This window comes from Photobacterium angustum, from assembly GCF_002954615.1.
In the GTDB taxonomy this organism is placed as follows: Bacteria; Pseudomonadota; Gammaproteobacteria; order Enterobacterales; family Vibrionaceae; genus Photobacterium; species Photobacterium angustum_A.
In genome coordinates this window covers 148,410-170,105 of sequence record NZ_MSCJ01000001.1, presented here as the reverse complement: position 1 = coordinate 170,105, position 21,696 = coordinate 148,410, and the positions used below count along the sequence as shown (strand labels likewise).

The following is a 21,696-nucleotide window of genomic DNA, read 5'->3' as shown; positions in this document are numbered from 1 at the left end:
AATGCCATTTTATCTACGAATACCCTAAAGTTAGTAACATAAAATAATAATTAGAGATAATGGTATGGTGAGATTATTATTATGGATGATTTTGTTACTAGGGATTCAGCCTGTATTTGCCTCTGAATACGATGATTTCGAACTCACTTATAATGGCAATAAAGAACAATCATCAGGATGGTTTTTATCGTCACAGTCACGTCATAAAAACGCATTTGATGTTTGGCAAATTGACAGCGGGTACGCTTATACCATCACCAAAAATACTCAACTTTATTTAAGTACCCAATTAACATCAGGTACAGTAACCCAGCGGGGGTCTAGAGGTATTGCATCAGGTGTTAAATATAATCTCACGCCCAAAGTCAGCCTACAAAGTGAAATAAATACTGCAACAACTCAAGAAAAAACTAAGTTAGGGATAGAAGTCAGTAGTCAATATGATGTATCTGACCAACTAAACCTTAGAGCAACGGTTGATTATGAAGAACTCGAACAAGTCATAGAGTTTGGATTAGGGTTTAGCTTCTAAGTAAAAGTTAGATATTAGTCATTTAAGACAGATAAATCTAACGCCTGCTTAGACAAGATAATTCCATTTAAATCTGCATAAATATAATCACCTGGATAAACTAATTTTTCACTGATATTTAATGTCACGTTAAGCTCTCCCATTTGACGCTTCACTGTCTTAATTGGACACCCTCCTAATGCCTTAACACCTAAATTTAATGTCGCGAGTGTTGCTATATCACGAACCGCACCATTAACAATGATCCCTTGCCAATTATTCTTAATCGCCAACAATGCTAATTGATCGCCAAGTAACGCACGTCGACAACTACCATGGCCGTCAATAAATAACACTTTACCAGTACCGTCTTGAGATAATATGTCACGTACTAAGCTATTATCTTCAAAACATCTGAGCGTGACACACTGTCCATAAAAAATGTTTCTCCCACCATAATCATGGCACCCGATAGGTAAAAAGTGGATATCTTGTTCATAGTGATCGCATAAATCCGGTAGCAAATCTTTCATCACTCACTCTCCTTAGTATCAGTTAACTTCATCAATACTCATCTTGTTTAACATCAAAAAGCAAATTAACAATGTTATCTACCTCTTAATAGTTAAACGCAGAAAACAGCGTAGCTCGAAATAAAGGTAACGTTATAAACAAAATAGCTATATAGAAGACGTATTAACTGCTTTTAGCGCCAATCTAATAAAAAATCAGGTTTAAATTCATCACACATAAAACATGCAACATAACGACGTCAATGTTACAATTAAAAACATAACGTAAATAACATGTTGTAGTTAATGTAAGTTATAGCTCGAAAAACACACAATCGGTATGTTTTGCATCAATATTTAACGTGAAAGTAATCTACTTACTAGAGTTTTGTCGATATTGTTAAAAATAAGAGTGAATAACCTATCTTTGCTCATTCTGTTTGATATAAATCAACAAACATATAAATAGCTATACTAAACAAACGCACAACATTGTTAGAGAGCTGTTAAGTGAATACAATCGCTGCATCAATTAGGGAGAGTGTAGCCAACACCTCAATATATGAGGTATTTCGATAGTTTTAATTATCGGGAAAAGGATGGTGTACCAACATAGGCAGCGATTTCGTAACAAATAAGTATTCTTGTTAATACTTTGCCTATATGTGAATTTTTTTTATAGAATTTAACTTACTCTGTTCATACAGATTTGTTTTTTGATATTAGGTACTGCCAATGCAAACCCCTCACATTCTTATCGTAGAAGACGAGCACGTAACACGTAACACCCTAAAAAGTATTTTTGAAGCGGAAGGTTACACAGTTTTTGAAGCTAACGATGGCGCAGAAATGCACCAAATGCTTTCTGAGAATCCTGTTCACCTTGTGATCATGGATATTAATCTACCAGGTAAAAATGGTCTTCTACTTGCTCGTGAGCTTCGTGAACAAGGCGATATGGCGCTAATGTTCTTAACAGGTCGTGACAACGAAGTAGATAAGATCCTTGGTCTTGAAATTGGTGCTGATGATTACATCACAAAACCTTTCAACCCTCGTGAATTAACAATCCGTGCACGTAACTTACTGACTCGTGCTATGAACCAAGGTCTTCCTACTGAAGATAAGAAATTGGTTGAGCGTTACGAGTTCAACGGTTGGTCTCTTGAAATCAACAGTCGTTCACTAGTAAGCCCAAGCGGTGATCAATTCAAACTTCCACGTTCTGAATTCCGTGCGCTACTTCACTTCTGTGAAAACCCAGGCAAGATCCAAACTCGTGCAGATCTTCTTAAGAAGATGACGGGCCGTGAGCTTAAGCCACATGACCGTACAGTTGATGTAACTATTCGTCGTATCCGTAAACACTTCGAATCTGTTGCTGATACGCCAGAGATCATTGCGACAATTCACGGTGAAGGTTACCGTTTCTGTGGCGATCTTGGCGAAGAGTAATTCGTTAAGTTCTGACCATAATAAAAAAGGCTCCTAAGGAGCCTTTTTTATATTTAATGCATAGTCATCACTCTATTTCTCGTACTGCTTTAACCATGTTTTCAGCACATCAATATCGTTTTGGTAACCATTTTTAATTTCATCAACCCAGTCATTGATATTCTCCCACCAAGCAGGAAGTTCAGGAGACTGTGCTTTTTGTGCGACTTGCTGAATGTGTTTTAAACCGATAGAGCCTGCTGCACCTTTAATTTTATGCGCTTCAAACTTAATCCCATCTTGATCTTTCGCGACCATATTCGAGTCTAAGATCGCAATGTAATCTGGCATCATTTTTTCAAACATTTCGATGCTCGCATAAACAGGTTTTGTCCCTACAATATCAACGTAAGAGGTCAACATCTCCAAGTCGAGTAACTTGTCGATCATTTTATCGCTAGGCCCTGTTCCATCACTGTTTGTATCGGTTAAATCGTTAATTTCATCTTCCTCATAACTACAACTTAGAACGAGATTTTCAATCACACCAGTAATAGCCTTCACGCTTAATGGCTTGCTAATGGCTTCATCCATACCTTTTTCAAGGTATTCGCTTTTATCACTGATAACATTAGCAGTTAGAGCAACCAATGCAGGCAAATCTTGGTATTTTTCTCGTAGTTTCTGCGCAATATCAAAGCCTGTCATATCGGGTAATTGAATATCTAACAAGACCAAATCATAATCTTCTGGTTTAAACATCGCTAAGGCTTCATCACCTCGCATTGCCACCGTGACTTCATGACCTAAACTTTCAAGCAAGGATTTAGCAACCGTGATATTTAACTCAATATCTTCCACCATGAAGATACTTAAACCAGTAAGCTCTGGTTTTACTTCGGTCACGATTTCTTCTTCAATAACATCTTCCACTAACGGAACGCGAATTTTCACCGTAAAGGTGCTGCCTTCACCCACTTCAGAATGAACAGTGATGTCTCCCCCCATTAGCTGAACAAGCTGACGAGAAACGGCAAGGCCAATCCCTGTTCCTACTGCATGAATATTATCGTCACCTTGTTTCACCTGATAATACATTGCAAAAATATTATCAATTTCAGACTTAGGAATACCAACACCGCTATCTTCTACTTCAAAGATAATATCAGCATCGTGCTCATGAATTTCGCTGCTAACCGATAAAATCACACCACCTTGTTTAGTAAACTTGGTCGCATTACCAATAAGATTCCACAACACTTGACGCAATCGCGTGCTATCGACTTCAATATTTTTTGGCAGTTCAGTTAAGCACTCTAGGTCAAAACGCAATCCTTTCTGCTCTGCCATTAACTGAGAAATATTCCCCATTTCATCAATGAACTCGTTGAAATCCAATGGTTTTGGCATCAACTCTAAACGACGGCGATCTGATTTATCTAAATCAATAATATCGTTAAAGATATTTCCTAAGGTGATCGCACTAACATGTACTGTACGCAAATAGCCACGTTGCTCATCAGTAAGATCTGTATCGAGTAACATACGACTTAAACCAACAATACCATTGAGTGGGGTGCGTAACTCATGGCTAATGGTTGAAATAAATGAAGTTTTATCGCTACTTGCTTTTTCTAACGCATCTTCATATTTTTTACGCTCAGTGATGTCACGTCCAAAGCCCATTAGACCAAGGCGACGTCCGTTGCGGTTATAAAATGGCACTTTACGAAGTTCAAATAACGCACGTTTACCATTTGGATAAACTAACCACTGCTCATCCGTTGTTGCACTATTTTCACTAAACACTTCTTCATCAGTTTTAATGATTTTCTTAGCAACTTCTTCAGGGTAAACATCCCAAGGTGTTAAGCCAACGAGCTCTTTTTCTGTTTTACCAAGCAACTCTGACATTGCTCGGTTACACCCTGAGAACTGATTTTTTTCATTGCGGTAATAAATCAAATCAGGTGAAGCATCTAAGAAAGACTTTAATAATGCACTTTGCTCTGCCACAGCAAGCTGAGCATTCTCACGCTGATAAACTTCATTCTCAAGATCATGCATCGCTTCTTCACGTGCTTCTTCCGCTTTTTCTCTTTCTTCTATTTCTTGATTTAGCTGCGCAATATTGTCTTGAAGTTGCTTATTTAACTCCATGTCTCGCGAGCGCATCTCTTCCAGTTTAGTGACTAACTTCGACAAGCGTTGACGTGAGTCTTCTAACTGATCGACGACAACAGATAGAAAGTAAACAGCCCAAGGCGTTATTAATAAACCAAATGTCACCGATCGCACGATATCAATATTATTCACGGTGCCATGTAACACCAACGTCACACTCACCTGAACAACAACGGCTAATGCAACCAAGGCTAACGCAAGAAGTAGGCTAAAACGCACGATCCCCAATTTAACCAGAAGATCGACATAAAACTGAGCTAATATTTTGACTTGTTTCATCACTGAATACCAAAAGAAGAAAGATGCCGTCAAAGTGACGAGTAAACCTGTTAATCATAAGCGCTGATATTAATAGCGCCAAAATAAAAGGCTGAAACTGTAACCTTTACATATAAAAAAACCCACATCACGTAGGCTTTGTTATGTATTCTATTTTAATTGTGGCTGTTGATATACAAAAGCATCATTAATTAGACTTCCTTGCCCACCATGAGTATCTAAGTTACGTCCAATTTCAGTCATCGCTAACCAACGATTTTCACACCACATTGGCGCCAGCAAGGTTGGTCTACGTGCTGATGCTGAAACGCGATGATAAATCACATCAGCAGGTGTTAATCGGATCATTTCACTTGCAATGCTTGTGTACTCTTCAAGGCTAATGGGCTCTAGGCGTTCAGCTTTAAATGCTTGTCCCATTTTACTGCCTTCAACAATATGTAGTGGATGTAATTTGATCCCATCCATCCCTACTGCCACCACTTTACTGATCGTATCAAGGTTATCTTGTTTGGTGTCACCTGGCAGTCCAACAATTAAATGAGTGCAAACCTTGATCCCTAATGCCCGTGCACGTTGAGTGATAGCGGCATAACATGCAAAATCATGACCTCGGTTGATACGCTTTAATGTTTTATCATTTGCGGTCTGTAAACCTAACTCTAACCAAATCTCATAGCCTTGTTGTACATAATCAGACAGTAACTCTAATACCGCATCAGGCACACAATCAGGTCGAGTTCCCACACATAACCCTACAATATCCGTCGTTTTTAACGCCTCTTCATACATTTTCTTTAGCGTTTGAACTTCAGCATAAGTACTTGTGTAAGCCTGAAAATAGGCTAAATAACGTTTTGCACGATGAATTTCATCAGCACGCTCTGCTAATTGCTGTTTAATAGGTAAAAACTGGGTATTTTCATCCGCAAAAGAGGCCACATTACAAAATGTACAACCACCCCGACCAATCGTTCCATCACGATTAGGACAGCTAAAACCGCCATGCAAAGTTAACTTATGGACTTTTTCACCATAACGGCGCTGTAAGTCTTGACCAAATGTATTAACGAGTTCGTGCAGTTGCATTGATTTACCTGATTGCAAATAAATAGCCGTAAACACCGCGATGAATAGCGAGCAATATTAAAAAGAGTCGCAAGATAGCATCAATTACAAGTAATAAATTTGTGCTAAAACAAACAAAGCCCTTTCCTTTCCTCAACAAAAAAGACACTTAATCGTAAATAAAATACAAAAAAGAGTCCCTTACAACGCAATGTTGTCTTCTTATTAATAACGACTCAACGAACGTTTTTTGCATTTAAACGCAACTGCGAATAATTATCATCGTTAAAAAGGCTTTTTTATGTTTAACAATGCAACAAAATAGCAATATTATGATGCCTAAGTGTTAATTTTTATTGGTAATTAATGTATCAAAATTGTAGGATAGTTACACTTGTGTGCAATTTCTGAACAATAAAAGTGACGCCATCACCCTACTTTAAAGTGATTTGTGTCGCCCTTTCTCAAGAAATACAGTGTGTTCGTTCATAGCAAAACGAAACAGCAAAATTAAGTTTGCCAATAAAGGACGATTTTATCTTTGTGCAGACACTCAATCATGTTGGGTAGAACAGGATAGTTCATTTCAATACCGCATGGTTGTGACAATAAATTAGGGATAACCAAGCCTTAGGAATATGGCTTGATGCAACTGGAAGGATGTATCTATGACAGATCAAGAGCTGAACGATCAGGGACTTTATGTGCCTGAAATGGAGCACGATGCCTGTGGTATCGGCTTTGTCGCCCACCTAAAAAACCGTAAGTCTCACCAGATTGTTACTCAGGCTCTCGATATGCTAGCGCGTATGGAGCACCGTGGCGGTCAAGGCTGTGATCCATGTAGTGGTGATGGTGCAGGTATTTTGCTGCAAAAGCCCCACGAATTCTTATTAGAAGAAGCGCTGACACTCGGTATTAAATTACCCGCCTTCGATAAATATGGCGTCGGTGTTGTGCTATTTCCAAAAGATGAGCATAAACGCCAGCAATGTCGTGAGATCTTAGAGCGTAACGCTAAACGCCTTGATCTTGAAGTCATCGGCTACCGTGTGCTTCCAGTTGATAACTCAATGATCGGTGAAGATCCATTGAGCACAGAACCACAATTTGAGCATGTCTTCATCACTGGTGGCGCAAACTTAGATCCTGCCGTATTAGAACGTAAACTCTATGTATTACGTAACTATACTGTACGTGTTTGTCTGGAAAGCGTATCGAACATTGGCGATGACTTCTACATCAACTCTCTGTCATACAAAACTCTGGTTTACAAAGGCCAGTTAACTACAGAGCAAGTACCTCAGTACTTCCTTGATCTACAAAATCCAACGATGGTGACTGCACTTGCATTAGTTCACTCTCGTTTCTCAACCAATACATTCCCACGTTGGCGCTTAGCACAACCTTTCCGTTACATTGCTCACAACGGTGAAATCAATACCGTTCGTGGTAACTTGAACTGGATGAAAGCCCGTGAAGCGATTCTTGAGTCTGATTTATTTAGTCAGCAAGAAATCGATATGCTACTGCCTATTTGTCAGGAAGGTAGCTCAGATTCATCGAACTTCGATATGGCACTAGAACTGCTAGTACTTTCTGGTCGTAGTTTGCCACATGCATTAATGATGCTTATCCCTGAAGCGTGGCAAGAAAACAAAAACATGGATCCTAAGCGTCGTGCTTTCTATCAGTACCACGCCAATATCATGGAACCATGGGATGGCCCTGCCTCTGTTTGTTTCACCGATGGTGTTCAAGTAGGTGCAACGCTTGACCGTAACGGTCTACGTCCATCACGTTATACCGTGACCAAAGATGACTTCCTTGTTATGGCATCTGAATCAGGCGTGGTTGAAATTGAGCCTGAAAATGTCCAATTCCGTGGTCGTCTACAACCGGGTCGTATCTTCGTTGCTGATCTAGAGCAAGGTCGTATTATTTCTGATGAAGAAGTAAAAGACAGCATTGCGACAGCACAACCTTATGAGCAATGGGTTAAAGACAATCTATTAAGCCTAAAAACGCTTCCTGAAGCTGATAATATGCATCATCAGCCAACACCTGAGCGTTTGTTACATCATCAACAAGCGTTTGGTGTGAGCTCAGAAGAAGTGAACGACATTATCGTTCCCTTAGCGAAAACCGCTTATGAGCCACTAAGTGCGATGGGGGCAGACTGGCCGCTAGCCGTGCTTTCTCATCAATCCCAGCACTTATCAAACTACTTTAAACAGCTATTTGCACAGGTGACTAACCCGCCAATCGATCCAATTCGTGAGCGTATGGTTATGTCATTGAATACTTACCTCGGTAAGGATCAAAACCTGCTAGCTGAAACACCGGCGCATTGCCAAAAAGTTGAACTTGAATCTCCTGTTCTTTCTAATGCTGAACTTGAGAAAATCCGTGAGATTGATAATGAACATCTTCAATCGAAAACATTGGATATTGTATTTAATGCAAGTGGCGAAGATGGCAAACTAGAGCGTGCACTTAAACGTATTTGTCAATATTCAGAAGATGCAGTCGTTGATGGTTATTCAATCATTATTCTAACTGACCGTGCGGTTAATTCTAACCATGCGGCTATTCCTGCAATGCTGGCTGTTGGCGCGGTGCACCACCACCTGATCCGTAAAGGTCTTCGTGCGAAATGTGACATCGTGGTTGAAACCGGTGATGCACGTGAAACACACCATTTTGCAACCCTAGTTGGTTACGGTGCTAACGCCGTTAACCCATATCTAGTCACTGAAACACTGGTTGATTTACAACGCAAGCGTAAACTGGATCCTGAATTACCGACAGACACTTTATTTGATAACTACCGTAAAGGGGTTAACGGTGGTCTGCTGAAAATCTTCTCTAAGATGGGTATTTCAACGCTACAGTCATACCACGGCGCACAAATTTTTGAAGCACTTGGTATCAGTAAATCTGTGGTTGATAAGTACTTCACAGGTACTGTAACGCGTATTCAAGGTCTAACGATTGATGATATCGCGCAAGAAGTCTTAGTCCGTCATCGTGTTGGTTACCCTACTCGTGAAATCCCAGTACAAGTACTTGATGTAGGTGGTGTATATCAGTGGAAGCAACGTGGTGAGAAACACTTGTTTAACCCTGAAACCATTTCACTGCTACAACAATCAACACGTGAAAAAGATTACGCGCAATTTAAGCAATATGCGAAAGCGGTTGATGATCAAGGTGATAACGCTGCAACACTGCGTAGCCAACTTGATTTCATCAAAAACCCTGCAGGCTCTATCCCACTTGAAGAAGTAGAACCAATCGAGAATATCCTTAAGCGTTTTGCCACAGGTGCAATGAGCTTTGGTTCGATTTCTTACGAAGCGCACTCAACACTGGCTGTTGCGATGAATCGCATCGGCGCAAAATCTAACTCAGGTGAAGGTGGTGAAGATCCAATTCGCTTTGAGAAGAAAGACAACGGTGATTGGGAACGTTCTGCTATCAAGCAGGTGGCATCAGGTCGTTTTGGTGTAACCTCTTACTATCTAACTAACGCTGATGAGCTGCAAATCAAAATGGCTCAAGGTGCGAAACCCGGTGAAGGTGGTCAGCTTCCAGGTGATAAAGTCGATGACTGGATTGGTGCAACACGCCACTCAACACCAGGGGTTGGCTTAATTTCTCCGCCGCCTCACCATGATATTTACTCAATCGAAGATTTAGCCCAGCTGATCTACGATTTGAAAAATGCTAACCGCGCAGGTCGTGTCAACGTCAAACTGGTATCAGAAGCAGGTGTAGGTACGATTGCATCAGGCGTTGCTAAAGCCAAAGCCGATGTTGTTCTTATTGCAGGTTTTGATGGCGGTACAGGTGCATCACCAATGTCATCTATTCGCCACACAGGTCTACCGTGGGAATTAGGTCTAGCAGAAACGCACCAGACGCTACTGAAGAATGGTTTACGTAACCGTATCGTTGTTCAGTCTGATGGTCAGATGAAAACACCACGTGACCTTGCTATCGCCACTCTTCTGGGTGCTGAAGAATGGGGCGTAGCAACAGCTGCACTAGTTGTTGAAGGCTGTATCATGATGCGTAAGTGTCACAAGAATACTTGTCCTGTTGGTATCGCAACACAGAACAAAACATTACGTGAACGCTTTGATGGTCGCGTAGAAGACGTTGTGACTTTCTTCCAATACATGGCAGAAGGTTTACGTGAAGTAATGGCAGAGCTTGGCTTCCGCACTATTGAAGAAATGGTAGGGCAATCTCACAAGCTGAAAGTCCGTGATAATGTCAGTCACTGGAAATACAAGAACCTCGATCTTAGCCCTGTACTTTACGTTGAAAAGCCACGTGCTGAAGATGGTATTTACAACCAACGTCCTCAAGATCATGGTTTGGATAACGTACTAGACCGTCAATTGATTGAACTTGCACAGCCAGCACTGACGGAAGGTAAAGCAGTGAATGCTGAGTTGCCTATCATCAATACCGATCGAAGTGCAGGTACTATGCTGTCGAATGAAATTTCGAAAGTATACAAAGACAGCGGCTTACCACAGCCGATGAACGTGAAGTTCTTTGGTTCAGCAGGTCAAAGCTTCGGTGCATTCCTTGCTAAAGGCGTGAAATTTGAAGTTGAAGGCGATGCTAACGATTACTGGGGTAAAGGCCTATCAGGCGGTACATTAGTACTTTACCCTGATGCGAAATCAGACATTGTTGCTGAAGATAACATCGTTGTGGGTAACGTTTGTTTCTACGGCGCAACATCAGGTGAATCTTACATTCGCGGTCTTGCTGGCGAGCGTTTCTGTGTTCGTAACTCAGGCGCTCAAGTTGTGGTTGAAGGTGTCGGGGACCACGGTTGTGAGTACATGACTGGTGGTGTTGCCGTTATCCTTGGTCAAACAGGTCGTAACTTTGCTGCGGGTATGAGTGGTGGTGTTGCTTATGTTTGGGATCAGTTCGATGACTTTGAAACCAAATTAAACCCTGAGTTAGTCGATTTAGATCCAATCGAAAAAGAAGATCAAGCACTGCTACTGAACATGCTAACTAAACATGTTGCATTAACAGGTAGTACGGTTGCAGAGCTTTTCCTATCTAACTTCGAAGATAACTTGAAGAAGATGGTGAAAGTTATGCCAAGGGATTACAAAGCCGTATTACTAAAGCGTAAAGCTGAAGCTGAAGCTCAAGACAAGGAAGCGTTGGAGGCAATCAATGGGTAAGCCAACAGGATTTTTAGAATTTGGCCGTGAATTGCCAAAAAAATTGGACCCGAGTGTTCGTATTCAAGATAACAAAGAATTCGTTTTAAACGATGAATTTGGTGACAAGATCAATGAACAGTCATCACGCTGCATGGATTGTGGTGTACCGTTCTGCCATAACTCTTGTCCAATTGGGAATATTATTCCTGAATTTAATGATGCGGTTTACCGCGATAGCTGGGAAGAAGCGTGGAACATCCTAAGCTCAACGAATAACTTCCCAGAATTTACTGGTCGTGTGTGTCCAGCCCCTTGTGAAAGTGGCTGTGTATTAGGTATCAACCAAGATCCCATCACGATTTGTAATATCGAGAAAACAATTGTTGAAACGGCTTACCGTGAAGGTTATGCCAAGCCTAAAACACCACGTTCTCGAACAGGTAAAACCATTGCAATTATCGGTTCAGGCCCTGCGGGCTTATCAGCCGCAGAGCAGCTAAACAGCGCTGGTCACACTGTGACAGTGTTTGAGCGTGATGAAAAAGTCGGTGGTCTTCTTCGTTTTGGTATTCCTGACTTTAAGCTAGGTATGGATATCATTGATCGTAAGATCAACCTAATGGCTGAAGCTGGCGTTAAATTTGAAGTTAACGCGCATATTGGTGTAGATATCAATGCTAAGCAATTACGCCAAGACTTTGATGTCGTGCTACTTACAGGCGGTTCAACCGTTCCTCGTAACCTGCCAATCCCAGGTCGTGAGCTAAATGGCGTACATTTTGCGATGGAATTTCTTGCGCAAAATAACCGTCGTGCCAACGATATGGATTTAAAAACCGAAGAGATCCACGCCAAAGGTAAACATGTTGTGGTTATTGGTGGCGGTGATACAGGCTCTGACTGTGTAGGTACATCAAACCGTCACGGTGCAGCAAGTATTACTCAAGTTGAGATCATGCCTGTTCCACCTGAAAAGCGTCCAGCTAATCAGCCATGGCCGTCATACCCAATGATCATGAAAACATCAACTTCACATGAAGAAGGTTGTGATCGTTACTGGAACATCTTAACCAAAGAGTTTATCTCTGACGATAACGGTAATGTGAAAGGCTTACGTATTGCTGATATCGTTTGGCAAGAAGCAAAACCAGGCGAGCGCCCAGGGTTTGATGAAGTTGAAGGTTCAGAGCGTGTGATTGCCTGTGATCTTGCTTTCTTAGCAATGGGCTTCTTACACCCAGAACCAACAGGCGTTCTTGCTCAACTTGATATCGCATTAGATGAGCGTGGTAATGTTGCAACTGAAGATTTCGCAACTAACCAAGCAGGTGTATTTGCAGCAGGTGATATGCGTACAGGTCAATCATTGGTTGTACGTTGTATTAACGAAGGTCGAGAGTCTGCTCGTGCAGTTGATGCTTACCTTATGGGTAATACAAACCTTGAAGCAAAAGCTGATTCATTAATGCTTTCTTAACTTCTACGTAAAGTTAATCTTTAATCTAAAGCCAGCTCAAATGAGCTGGCTTTTTTACTGTTATAACTCTCAATATTCAATGTTAGCCTCAACATTTCCCCGTACCCCCCTGAAAACCTATACTTAATTATTAATATTAAGACTTTAATCACGCCCTTCCAATCAGGATAAACACTTGCTATTCACTATATTTAATTGAACTTTAAGATGTTATTACTATTTTAATGTACATCATAATATTTAGCGCTAGTTGTTATGTCTATTTGACCTTTTTGTAAATTATGGGTACTTTGATGAATCGCAGGAAGCATACTGATGATCAGGATGATTATCATATTAATGCAGTAAACCTGTTTATACCAAACAGGTGCAAGGGAGAGTTGCAATGTCACTGTATGACCCATCACTGGAAAAAGATAACTGTGGGTTTGGTCTGATTGCCCATATCGAAGGCCAAACCAGCCACAAACTTGTTCGTACCGCTATATCCGCACTAGATCGCATGACTCACCGTGGTGGTATCGCCGCAGACGGTAAAACAGGTGATGGCTGTGGTCTATTGATTAAAAAACCAGATAATTTCTACCGTATTATTGCTGATGAAAAAAGCTGGAACCTATCCCGTGAATTTGCCGTGGGACAAATCTTCTTAAGCCAAGATCCGGTACTTGCCGAACAAGCTCGAACTATTATTAATGAAGAGCTGGCAACAGAAACATTATCGGTAGTAGGTTGGCGTGAAGTGCCTGTAAACCCTGCCGTTCTCGGTCCTATTGCTCAAGAATCCCTACCTAATATTGAGCAAGTCTTTATCAATGCCCCTGCAGGTTGGAAGCCTCGCGATATTGATCGCCGCCTCTACATCGCTCGTCGTCGCATTGAAAAACGTATTACCGAAGATAGTGATTTCTACATTTGTAGCCTTTCAACTCAAGTGATTGTCTACAAAGGCTTATTCATGCCTTCTGATCTACCGAAATTCTACTTAGATTTGGGTGACATTCGATTAGAGTCGTCGATTTGTTTATTCCACCAGCGTTTCTCAACCAATACTCAGCCACGCTGGCCGTTAGCACAGCCTTTCCGTTATTTAGCCCATAATGGTGAAATCAATACCATTACAGGTAACCGCCAATGGGCACGAGCTCGAGGCTATAAATTTAGCTCGCCACTGCTGCCTGATTTAAAGACAGCAGCGCCATTTGTTAACGAAACAGGCTCTGATTCTTCTAGCCTTGATAACATGCTAGAGCTATTTTTATCAGGTGGTATGGATCTATTCCGTGCCATGCGCATGCTTGTTCCACCAGCTTGGCAAAACCACCCTGATATGGATCCAGCACTGCGTGCTTTTTACGATTTTAACTCGATGCACATGGAACCATGGGATGGCCCAGCAGGTATCGTAATGTCTGATGGACGTTATGCAGCTTGTAACCTTGACCGAAACGGCCTTCGTCCAGCTCGTTATGTGATCACCAAAGATAAATTGATCACCCTAGCGTCTGAAGTCGGCATTTGGGATTACACCCCAGATGAGGTCGCTGAAAAAGGTCGTGTTGGTCCCGGTGAATTATTAGTTATTGATACAAAGTTTGGCAAAATTTGGCATTCATCAGATATCGATAACGAGCTAATGGGACGTCATCCTTATAAAGCATGGATGGATAGTCACGTTAAACGCTTAACCCCTTTTGAACAATTAGGGGATGAGCAAGTAGGTTGCCGCTCGCTAACTGATGACGAACTGTCGGTTTATCACAAGCAATTTGGGGTAAGCAGTGAAGAGCTAGATCAAGTACTGCGTGTTGTCGGTGAAAATGGCCAAGAAGCTACAGGCTCTATGGGTGATGATGCGCCAATGGCAGTATTGTCATCAAAAGAACGACCGATCACCGATTACTTCCGTCAAATGTTTGCACAGGTCACTAACCCACCTATCGATCCACTGCGTGAAAAGCATGTCATGTCACTCGCTACCTGTATTGGTCGCGAAATTAACGTGTTCTGTGAAACCGATAGCCATGCACAACGTGTGGCGTTTGGATCGCCAGTGTTAGTGTATTCTGATCTTGTTCAATTACTTGAGTTAGATGATCAATATTATGCCAACAGCATTATTGATATTAACTACAATCCAAATGAAAAAGATCTCAAGCAAGCACTAATAGATCTATGCGATGAAGCTGAACGTGTCGTAAAAGATGGCGCTGTACTGGTTGTTTTATCAGATCGCGGGATCAATAAAGATAAATTACCCATTCCAGCAGCAATGGCTGTAGGGGCGGTTCAAAAACGTTTGGTTGATAATAACCTACGCTGTGACACTAACATCGTGGTTGAAACAGCAACCGCTCGCGATCCTCACCAATTTGCCGTACTTCTCGGCTTTGGTGCTACCGCTATCTACCCTTACCTTGCTTATGAATCACTGGGTAAGTTGATCGATGCGGGGGCAATTAATAAGTCTTACCGTGAAGTGATGAGTAATTACCAAAATGGCATGAATAAAGGTCTATTTAAGATCATGTCGAAGATGGGGATCTCGACCATTGCTTCATACCGCTGCTCAATGCTATTTGAAGCTGTCGGTTTAAGTGATGAAGTCGTTGAACTTTGCTTTAAAGGTGTTTCGAGCCGTATTGCAGGCGCTGACTTTAGTGACTTCCAACAAGATCTCTTTAACTTATCACGTAAAGCATGGTTGAAACGTAAACCGATTGAACATGGCGGTTTACTGAAATACGTTCACGGTGGTGAATTCCATGCTTATAACCCTGATGTTGTCGGTACACTGCAAAAAGCCGTGAAATCAGGCGATTATCAAGATTACTTAGCCTTTGCTAAAGAAGTGAATGAGCGCCCAGTAGCTGCTATTCGTGACTTGTTTAAGCTAAAAGATGGCACAACATCGATTCCGGTTGAACAGGTTGAAGCTGCGACTGAGCTTTATAAGCGTTTTGACTCAGCCGCAATGTCGATTGGTGCATTAAGCCCAGAAGCGCACGAAGCATTAGCTATCGCCATGAACCGTTTAGGCGGTTGTTCAAACTCCGGTGAAGGCGGTGAAGATCCTCGTCGCTTCGGTAACGAACGTAACTCACGGATTAAACAGGTGGCTTCAGGTCGATTTGGCGTGACTCCACACTACCTTGTGAATGCGGATGTTATTCAGATCAAAGTAGCACAAGGAGCTAAACCTGGGGAAGGTGGTCAACTACCCGGCCATAAAGTGACAACCGAAATCGCGAAACTGCGTTATGCGGTACCGGGTGTTACCCTGATCTCACCACCACCTCACCATGATATTTATTCGATTGAAGATTTAGCTCAGCTGATTTTCGATTTAAAACAAGTTAACCCAAGTGCCATGGTATCGGTCAAACTGGTATCAGAACCTGGGGTTGGCACTATCGCAACGGGTGTGGCTAAAGCCTATGCTGATTTAATTACCATTTCAGGTTACGACGGCGGTACAGGCGCAAGTCCACTAACATCGGTGAAATATGCCGGTAGCCCATGGGAGCTTGGTCTTGCTGAAACTCAGCAAGCACTTGTGAGTAATGGCTTACGTCACAAAATCCGTCTGCAAGTCGATGGTGGTTTGAAAACCGGCCTTGATGTTGTAAAAGCAGCAATTTTAGGTGCGGAAAGCTTCGGTTTTGGTACCGCACCAATGGTTGCTCTAGGTTGTAAATACCTGCGTATTTGTCACCTTAATAACTGTGCGACAGGTGTCGCTACCCAAGATGAAAAACTGCGTCGTGACTTCTTTAAAGGCTTGCCTGAACAAGTTATGAATTACTTCATCGGTGTTGGGCAAGAAGTACGTGAACTATTAGCGCAATTAGGCGTAGAAAAACTCACAGACCTAATTGGTCGTACCGATCTTCTTGAAACATTGGAAGGCTTTACAGCAAAACAAGCCAAGCTTGATTTAAGCCCAATTTTGGTTGCTCCAACACCAAAAGAAGGTAAAACACTCTACTGCAGCGAGCCTAATACACCATTTGATAACGCAGAGCTAAGCCAGACTTTAGTCGATCAAATCTTACCTGCGATTGAAAGTCGTAGCGGTGGTGATTTCTACTTTGACATCTGTAACACCGACCGCTCTATTGGCGCACGTCTATCTGGTGAAATCGCCCAGCGTTATGGCAACCAAGGTATGTCAGCAAGTCCAGTAACACTGCACTTAACCGGTACTGCGGGTCAGTCTTTCGGGGTGTGGAATGCAGGCGGTCTAAACCTGAAATTAACAGGTGATGCAAACGACTATGTGGGTAAAGGCATGACGGGCGGCATTATTACTATTCGTCCACCACAAGGTTCTGCATTTAAATCAAGTGAAGCGACCATCATTGGTAATACTTGTTTGTATGGCGCAACGGGCGGTAAGTTATTTGCTGCAGGTAAAGCGGGTGAGCGTTTTGCTGTGCGTAACTCTGGCACCATTACCGTTGTAGAAGGTGCTGGTGATAACGCATGTGAATATATGACTGGCGGTATCGTAGCTATTTTAGGTAAAACAGGCGTTAACTTTGGCGCAGGTATGACGGGCGGTTTTGCTTATATTCTTGATGAAGATGGCGATTTCGCAGGACGCGTGAATCCAGAGCTAGTTGAAGCATTACCTCTTGACGAGCTACAGATCCACCAAGAACATTTACGTGGTTTAATCGACCGTCACTTACAAGAAACAGGTTCAAGTCGAGCACAAGAAATTTTGGCGAACTTTGATCAATGGATCCCGAAATTCTATCTTGCGAAGCCTAAGTCAGCAGACATTAATACCCTGCTGGGTCACCAAAGTCGTTCAGCTTCTGAACTACGTCTTCAGGCGCAATAAGGGAGGGAAACCGAATGAGCCAGAATGTTTACCAATTTATTGACGTCGAACGTATCGACCCACCAAAGAAACCACTAAATGTACGTAAAATCGAGTTCGTTGAAATCTACGAACCGTTTACTAAACAGCAGGCAGGTGCGCAGGCGGATCGTTGTTTAGATTGTGGTAACCCTTATTGTGAATGGAAATGTCCTGTTCATAACTACATTCCTCAATGGCTAAAACTGGCTAATGAGGGACGTATTATTGAAGCCGTTGAGCTATCTCACCAGACTAATACCTTACCGGAAGTATGTGGTCGTGTTTGTCCTCAAGACAGACTATGTGAAGGCTCTTGTACCTTAAACGAAGACTTTGGTGCGGTGACAATTGGTAATGTTGAAAAATACATTACCGATAAAGCCTTTGAGATGGGCTGGAAACCTGACATGTCAGGGGTAGAGTGGACAGATAAAAAAGTTGCGATCATCGGTGCAGGCCCTGCCGGATTATCTTGTGCTGATATTCTTGTTCGTAACGGCGTAAAACCCGTGGTATTTGACCGCTACCCTGAAATTGGTGGCTTGCTGACCTTTGGTATCCCATCATTCAAGCTTGAAAAAGATGTAATGGTTAACCGTCGTAAAATCTTTACTGAAATGGGAGTTGAGTTTCAGCTCAATACTGAAATCGGTAAAGACGTCACGATGGAATCGCTACTGGCTGACTACGATGCGGTGTTCTTAGGTGTCGGCACGTATAAAAACATGCGTGCAGGATTGGAAAATGAAGAAGCAACAGGCGTATATGACGCATTGCCATTTTTGATTTCTAATACCTACAAGGTAATGGAACTAGAAAGTCCATCGACATTCTTAGATATGAAAGATCAACGCGTGGTCGTACTCGGTGGTGGTGATACCGCGATGGACTGTGTGCGTACATCAATCCGCCAAGGTGCAAAAGATGTGGTATGTGCTTATCGTCGTGATGAAGCCAATATGCCGGGTTCAAAACGTGAGGTGAAAAATGCCCGCGAGGAAGGCGTAAACTTTATGTTTAACCTTCAGCCATTAGGTATTGAAGTGGATAATTCAGGCAAAGTAACTGGCGTTAAAGTTGTGAAAACAGCGCTAGGTGAGCCAGATAGCGCTGGACGCCGTCGCCCTGAGCCTGTCGAAGGTAGTGAGCACGTATTAGGTGCAGATGCTGTGATCATGGCGTTTGGTTTCCAACCTCACGCGATGCCATGGCTGACACCATATGATGTTGAACTGGATCAATGGGGACGGATCAAAACCTCATTCGATGCACACTTTGCCTATCAAACCACAAACCCGAAAATCTTTGCTGGCGGTGATGCGGTTCGTGGTTCAGATTTAGTGGTAACAGCCATTGATGAAGGCCGTAAAGCCGCTGATGGCATACTGGATTATCTAAACGTCTAAATACGTTAATTAAACAAACTAAAGCGGATGGGCAACCTTCCGCTTTTTTTATTGATCAAAAATTAGCGTTCGATAACTTTTGGTATAAATTCTATTGCTCATGGTACACTAATTAACACGACAGCACCCTCGGTGCACCGCTTGAACAACAAGAGAACGAATCAATGAAAATCGGCATTATTGGCGCAATGGAGCAAGAAGTTGCGATCCTAAAAGCACAACTAGAAAACTGCGAAACACACAACAAAGCAGGTTGTACTCTCTACACTGGTACGCTAAATGGTGCTGATGTTGTCTTGTTACAATCAGGTATTGGTAAAGTTGCAGCAGCAGTAGGCACAGCCGTATTACTTGAAACGTTCCAACCTGATGTTGTGATCAATACAGGCTCTGCTGGCGGTTTTGAATCAAGCCTTAACGTTGGTGATGTTGTGATCTCAACGGAAGTTCGCTACCACGACGCAGACGTGACAGCATTTGGTTATGAGATCGGTCAAATGGCACAGCAGCCAGCCGCTTTCCTATCTGACGAAAAACTGATGGATGTAGCAGAGCAAGCACTATCTGCTTTACCTGAAAAGCCACACGCTGTTCGCGGACTGATCTGTACTGGCGATGCATTTGTATGTAGTGCTGAAAAACAAAACTTCATTCGCACTCACTTCCCATCAGTAGTTGCAGTTGAAATGGAAGCAGCAGCTATTGCTCAAGCTTGTCACCAATTCAAAGTACCATTTGTTGTGGTTCGTGCCATTTCTGATGTTGCAGATAAAGAATCGCCAATGAGCTTTGATGAGTTCCTGCCTCTTGCAGCAAAAAGCTCATCAATCATGGTTGAGAAAATGGTTGAGTTACTTAAGTAACCTCATTGTAGTAACTAATTTAAGTGGCCTTGCTTAGCATCTAGCCTAAAACGAGAATAGCTGTCACGGATGATGGAATCACTTGTTGCGTTACTCACAACTAATAGCTCCCTACTCGCTTTGTGGGGAGCGTTATTATTGCATTGGGTTTTACCCATTCCCTACCCGCTTCACCCCATTGTTATTTGGCAACGTCTCGCACTGCTCATTGCAGAGCGTGTTAATCACCCGAAAGAGAATCCCTCTCAACGTATTCTCGCAGGCTCACTTGCTTGGTTTTTAATGTCAGGCACGGTACTGATCTTATTGTTCGCTTTTAGCCAACTGGTTTGGTATCAAACGATTTTCCAAATGACCCTATTGTGGATGGCAATAGACTGGCAAACATCGGCTAAATTAGGCAAACAATTTAACCAAGCCTATAACCTTGAACACAAAGGCAGATGCCGTGAGTTATTAGCCGATCACGTTAATCGTAATACTGAAAATTTATCATTACTTGGACTAGGTAAAGCGGGTGCTGAAACCCTATTACTTGGTTACGGCCGTAATGTCATTGGCGTCTTATTCTGGTATGCCATTGGTGGTGGTATTGCGGCGATTATGTATCGTTTAGCCATTAGTCTTGCGCGATCTTGGTCACCAAGCCGTGAACAGTTCCGCTTTTTTGGTTTACCTGCGATTCGCATCGCACTTATTTTAGATATTGTGCCGCTTCGCCTGTTTGCTCTATTAATTACCCTTGGCCAAAATGCCAAAAATGCTTTTCATGGTTTAATGCAGCAAGGTGAAAATTGGCAGCTACCAGGGCCGGGTTGGTTATTAGCCGCAACCGGACATAAACTGTCTTTATCCCTTGGCGGCCCCGCGATGTACAACAAAGTGAAAATGGAACGACCGCGTATCGGAGGGAAAATTGCCCCCGCATCGTTACACCTTGCACAAATTCAGCAATTAATGACAAGTCGTTTATGGTGTTGGATCATTATCGAAAGCGGCTTACTAATTATTTTTCACGGACTAGCTTAATGCGCTTCCTACTTCTCATTGCGGTTCTATTCCCATTCACCTCAGCCTTTGCAGAACAATCACAGTCTGTTCAACGCATTATTAGCTTATCGCCACACATGACGGAGCTGGCTTACAGTGCGGGCTTGGGGGATAAACTGATTGCCGCCAGTGATTACAGTGACTACCCAGATCAGGCGAAAAAATTAGAACGTGTTGCAAATTATCGCGGCATTAAAATGGAACGAATTCTTACTTTAAAGCCTGATTTAATTTTGGCGTGGAAAGGAGGGAACCCTAGTCGTGAAATGGCTCGCTTACAACAACTTGGGATTAAGATCTTTTATTCAAATCCAACGCAATTAACCGATATTGCAGATACGATTATCAAACTGGGTAAATTTGCTGATGATCCAAGTCAATCGATTACTGCAGCTACAACATTTAAAACACAACTCGCCAAAATTAAAGCACGCTATCAGAACAAGTCTCCTGTACGTTACTTTTATCAATTAAGTGATAGCCCTATGTTGACGATTTCAGATGGCAACTGGCCGAGTCCTGTCTTTGATATTTGCGGTGGAGAAAATATTTTTGCCACCAGCACCGCGGCATACCCACAAGTCAATCAAGAGCAAGTTGTTGTTCGCCAACCTAGCGTCATTTTCGGTTCACGTCATGCAACATCAAAAGAAAATAGCCCATGGTTAAAGTGGCAAGGAAAACTGCCTGCAGTTGATAATCATCAGCTTTATCAACTCAATAGCGATTGGTTAAACCGCCCTACACTTCGCACTCTTAAAGCCGTAAAGCAAGTGTGTCAACTACTGGATAATGCAAGAAACACCTCACCTTTGCTGTGAATAACCTCACTAAAGAT

At 42.3% G+C, this 21,696-nt stretch carries 12 protein-coding genes; 9 read left to right on the top strand and 3 right to left on the bottom strand.

Going from position 1 to position 21,696, the window contains the following annotated elements:
* Positions 1–64 precede the first annotated feature (64 nt).
* Positions 65–532, top strand: a complete 468-nt coding sequence (locus BTO08_RS00695; RefSeq protein ID WP_105059497.1) for a hypothetical protein — start codon at positions 65–67, stop codon at positions 530–532.
* A gap of 14 nt (positions 533–546) precedes the next feature.
* Here BTO08_RS00695 and BTO08_RS00690 read toward each other — a convergent pair whose 3' ends face one another.
* Positions 547–1,044 (bottom strand): putative 4-hydroxy-4-methyl-2-oxoglutarate aldolase, encoded by a 498-nt coding sequence (locus BTO08_RS00690; RefSeq protein WP_105059496.1) that lies wholly within the window; start codon positions 1,042–1,044, stop codon positions 547–549.
* 714 nt (positions 1,045–1,758) lie between these two features.
* Here BTO08_RS00690 and arcA point away from each other — a divergent pair.
* Complete coding sequence (gene arcA, locus BTO08_RS00685; protein WP_008988472.1) at positions 1,759–2,478, top strand: two-component system response regulator ArcA; 720 nt, start codon at positions 1,759–1,761, stop codon at positions 2,476–2,478.
* 72 nt (positions 2,479–2,550) lie between these two features.
* Here the strand turns inward: arcA and arcB are convergent, their stop codons facing one another.
* Together arcB and BTO08_RS00675 are read right to left on the bottom strand one after the other, a co-directional pair.
* The gene (gene arcB / locus BTO08_RS00680; protein WP_105059495.1) at positions 2,551–4,920 is read right to left on the bottom strand and encodes an aerobic respiration two-component sensor histidine kinase ArcB; all 2,370 of its coding nucleotides are present in this window, start codon (positions 4,918–4,920) and stop codon (positions 2,551–2,553) included.
* A gap of 150 nt (positions 4,921–5,070) precedes the next feature.
* On the bottom strand, positions 5,071–6,009 hold the full coding sequence (locus BTO08_RS00675; protein ID WP_105059494.1) for a TIGR01212 family radical SAM protein: 939 nt from the start codon (positions 6,007–6,009) through the stop codon (positions 5,071–5,073).
* A gap of 647 nt (positions 6,010–6,656) precedes the next feature.
* Between BTO08_RS00675 and gltB (BTO08_RS00670) the strand changes: the two genes are divergently transcribed.
* The 7 genes from gltB (BTO08_RS00670) (at position 6,657) to btuF (ending at position 21,679) form a co-directional block, all read left to right on the top strand.
* On the top strand, positions 6,657–11,210 hold the full coding sequence (gene gltB, locus BTO08_RS00670; protein ID WP_105059493.1) for a glutamate synthase large subunit: 4,554 nt from the start codon (positions 6,657–6,659) through the stop codon (positions 11,208–11,210).
* Positions 11,203–12,669 (top strand): glutamate synthase subunit beta, encoded by a 1,467-nt coding sequence (locus tag BTO08_RS00665; protein ID WP_045083715.1) that lies wholly within the window; start codon positions 11,203–11,205, stop codon positions 12,667–12,669. The genes gltB (BTO08_RS00670) and BTO08_RS00665 overlap by 8 nt, the downstream gene beginning before the upstream one ends.
* Before the next feature lie 385 nt (positions 12,670–13,054).
* A complete protein-coding gene (gene gltB / locus BTO08_RS00660; RefSeq protein WP_105059492.1) occupies positions 13,055–17,518 on the top strand; it encodes a glutamate synthase large subunit in 4,464 nt (1,487 codons plus the stop codon).
* A gap of 14 nt (positions 17,519–17,532) precedes the next feature.
* Positions 17,533–18,945: an FAD-dependent oxidoreductase gene (locus BTO08_RS00655; protein ID WP_105059491.1), complete on the top strand. Its 1,413-nt coding sequence runs from the start codon at positions 17,533–17,535 to the stop codon at positions 18,943–18,945.
* A 164-nt stretch (positions 18,946–19,109) separates the two neighbouring features.
* Positions 19,110–19,808, top strand: coding sequence for a 5'-methylthioadenosine/S-adenosylhomocysteine nucleosidase (gene mtnN, locus BTO08_RS00650; protein WP_105059490.1), 699 nt, complete (start codon positions 19,110–19,112; stop codon positions 19,806–19,808).
* A 72-nt stretch (positions 19,809–19,880) separates the two neighbouring features.
* On the top strand, positions 19,881–20,837 hold the full coding sequence (locus BTO08_RS00645; protein WP_105059489.1) for a cobalamin biosynthesis family protein: 957 nt from the start codon (positions 19,881–19,883) through the stop codon (positions 20,835–20,837).
* Positions 20,837–21,679, top strand: coding sequence for a vitamin B12 ABC transporter substrate-binding protein BtuF (gene btuF, locus BTO08_RS00640; protein WP_105059488.1), 843 nt, complete (start codon positions 20,837–20,839; stop codon positions 21,677–21,679). Before BTO08_RS00645 ends, btuF begins: the two co-directional genes overlap by 1 nt.
* Positions 21,680–21,696: the final 17 nt, after the last annotated feature.

Coding starts and splice junctions, on each gene's coding strand:
- BTO08_RS00695 (WP_105059497.1), top strand. CDS start 65: ATGGTGAGATTATTATTATGGATGATTTTGTTACTAGGGATTCAGCCT.
- BTO08_RS00690 (WP_105059496.1), bottom strand. CDS start 1,044: ATGAAAGATTTGCTACCGGATTTATGCGATCACTATGAACAAGATATC.
- arcA (WP_008988472.1), top strand. CDS start 1,759: ATGCAAACCCCTCACATTCTTATCGTAGAAGACGAGCACGTAACACGT.
- arcB (WP_105059495.1), bottom strand. CDS start 4,920: ATGAAACAAGTCAAAATATTAGCTCAGTTTTATGTCGATCTTCTGGTT.
- BTO08_RS00675 (WP_105059494.1), bottom strand. CDS start 6,009: ATGCAACTGCACGAACTCGTTAATACATTTGGTCAAGACTTACAGCGC.
- gltB (WP_105059493.1), top strand. CDS start 6,657: ATGACAGATCAAGAGCTGAACGATCAGGGACTTTATGTGCCTGAAATG.
- BTO08_RS00665 (WP_045083715.1), top strand. CDS start 11,203: ATGGGTAAGCCAACAGGATTTTTAGAATTTGGCCGTGAATTGCCAAAA.
- gltB (WP_105059492.1), top strand. CDS start 13,055: ATGTCACTGTATGACCCATCACTGGAAAAAGATAACTGTGGGTTTGGT.
- BTO08_RS00655 (WP_105059491.1), top strand. CDS start 17,533: ATGAGCCAGAATGTTTACCAATTTATTGACGTCGAACGTATCGACCCA.
- mtnN (WP_105059490.1), top strand. CDS start 19,110: ATGAAAATCGGCATTATTGGCGCAATGGAGCAAGAAGTTGCGATCCTA.
- BTO08_RS00645 (WP_105059489.1), top strand. CDS start 19,881: ATGGAATCACTTGTTGCGTTACTCACAACTAATAGCTCCCTACTCGCT.
- btuF (WP_105059488.1), top strand. CDS start 20,837: ATGCGCTTCCTACTTCTCATTGCGGTTCTATTCCCATTCACCTCAGCC.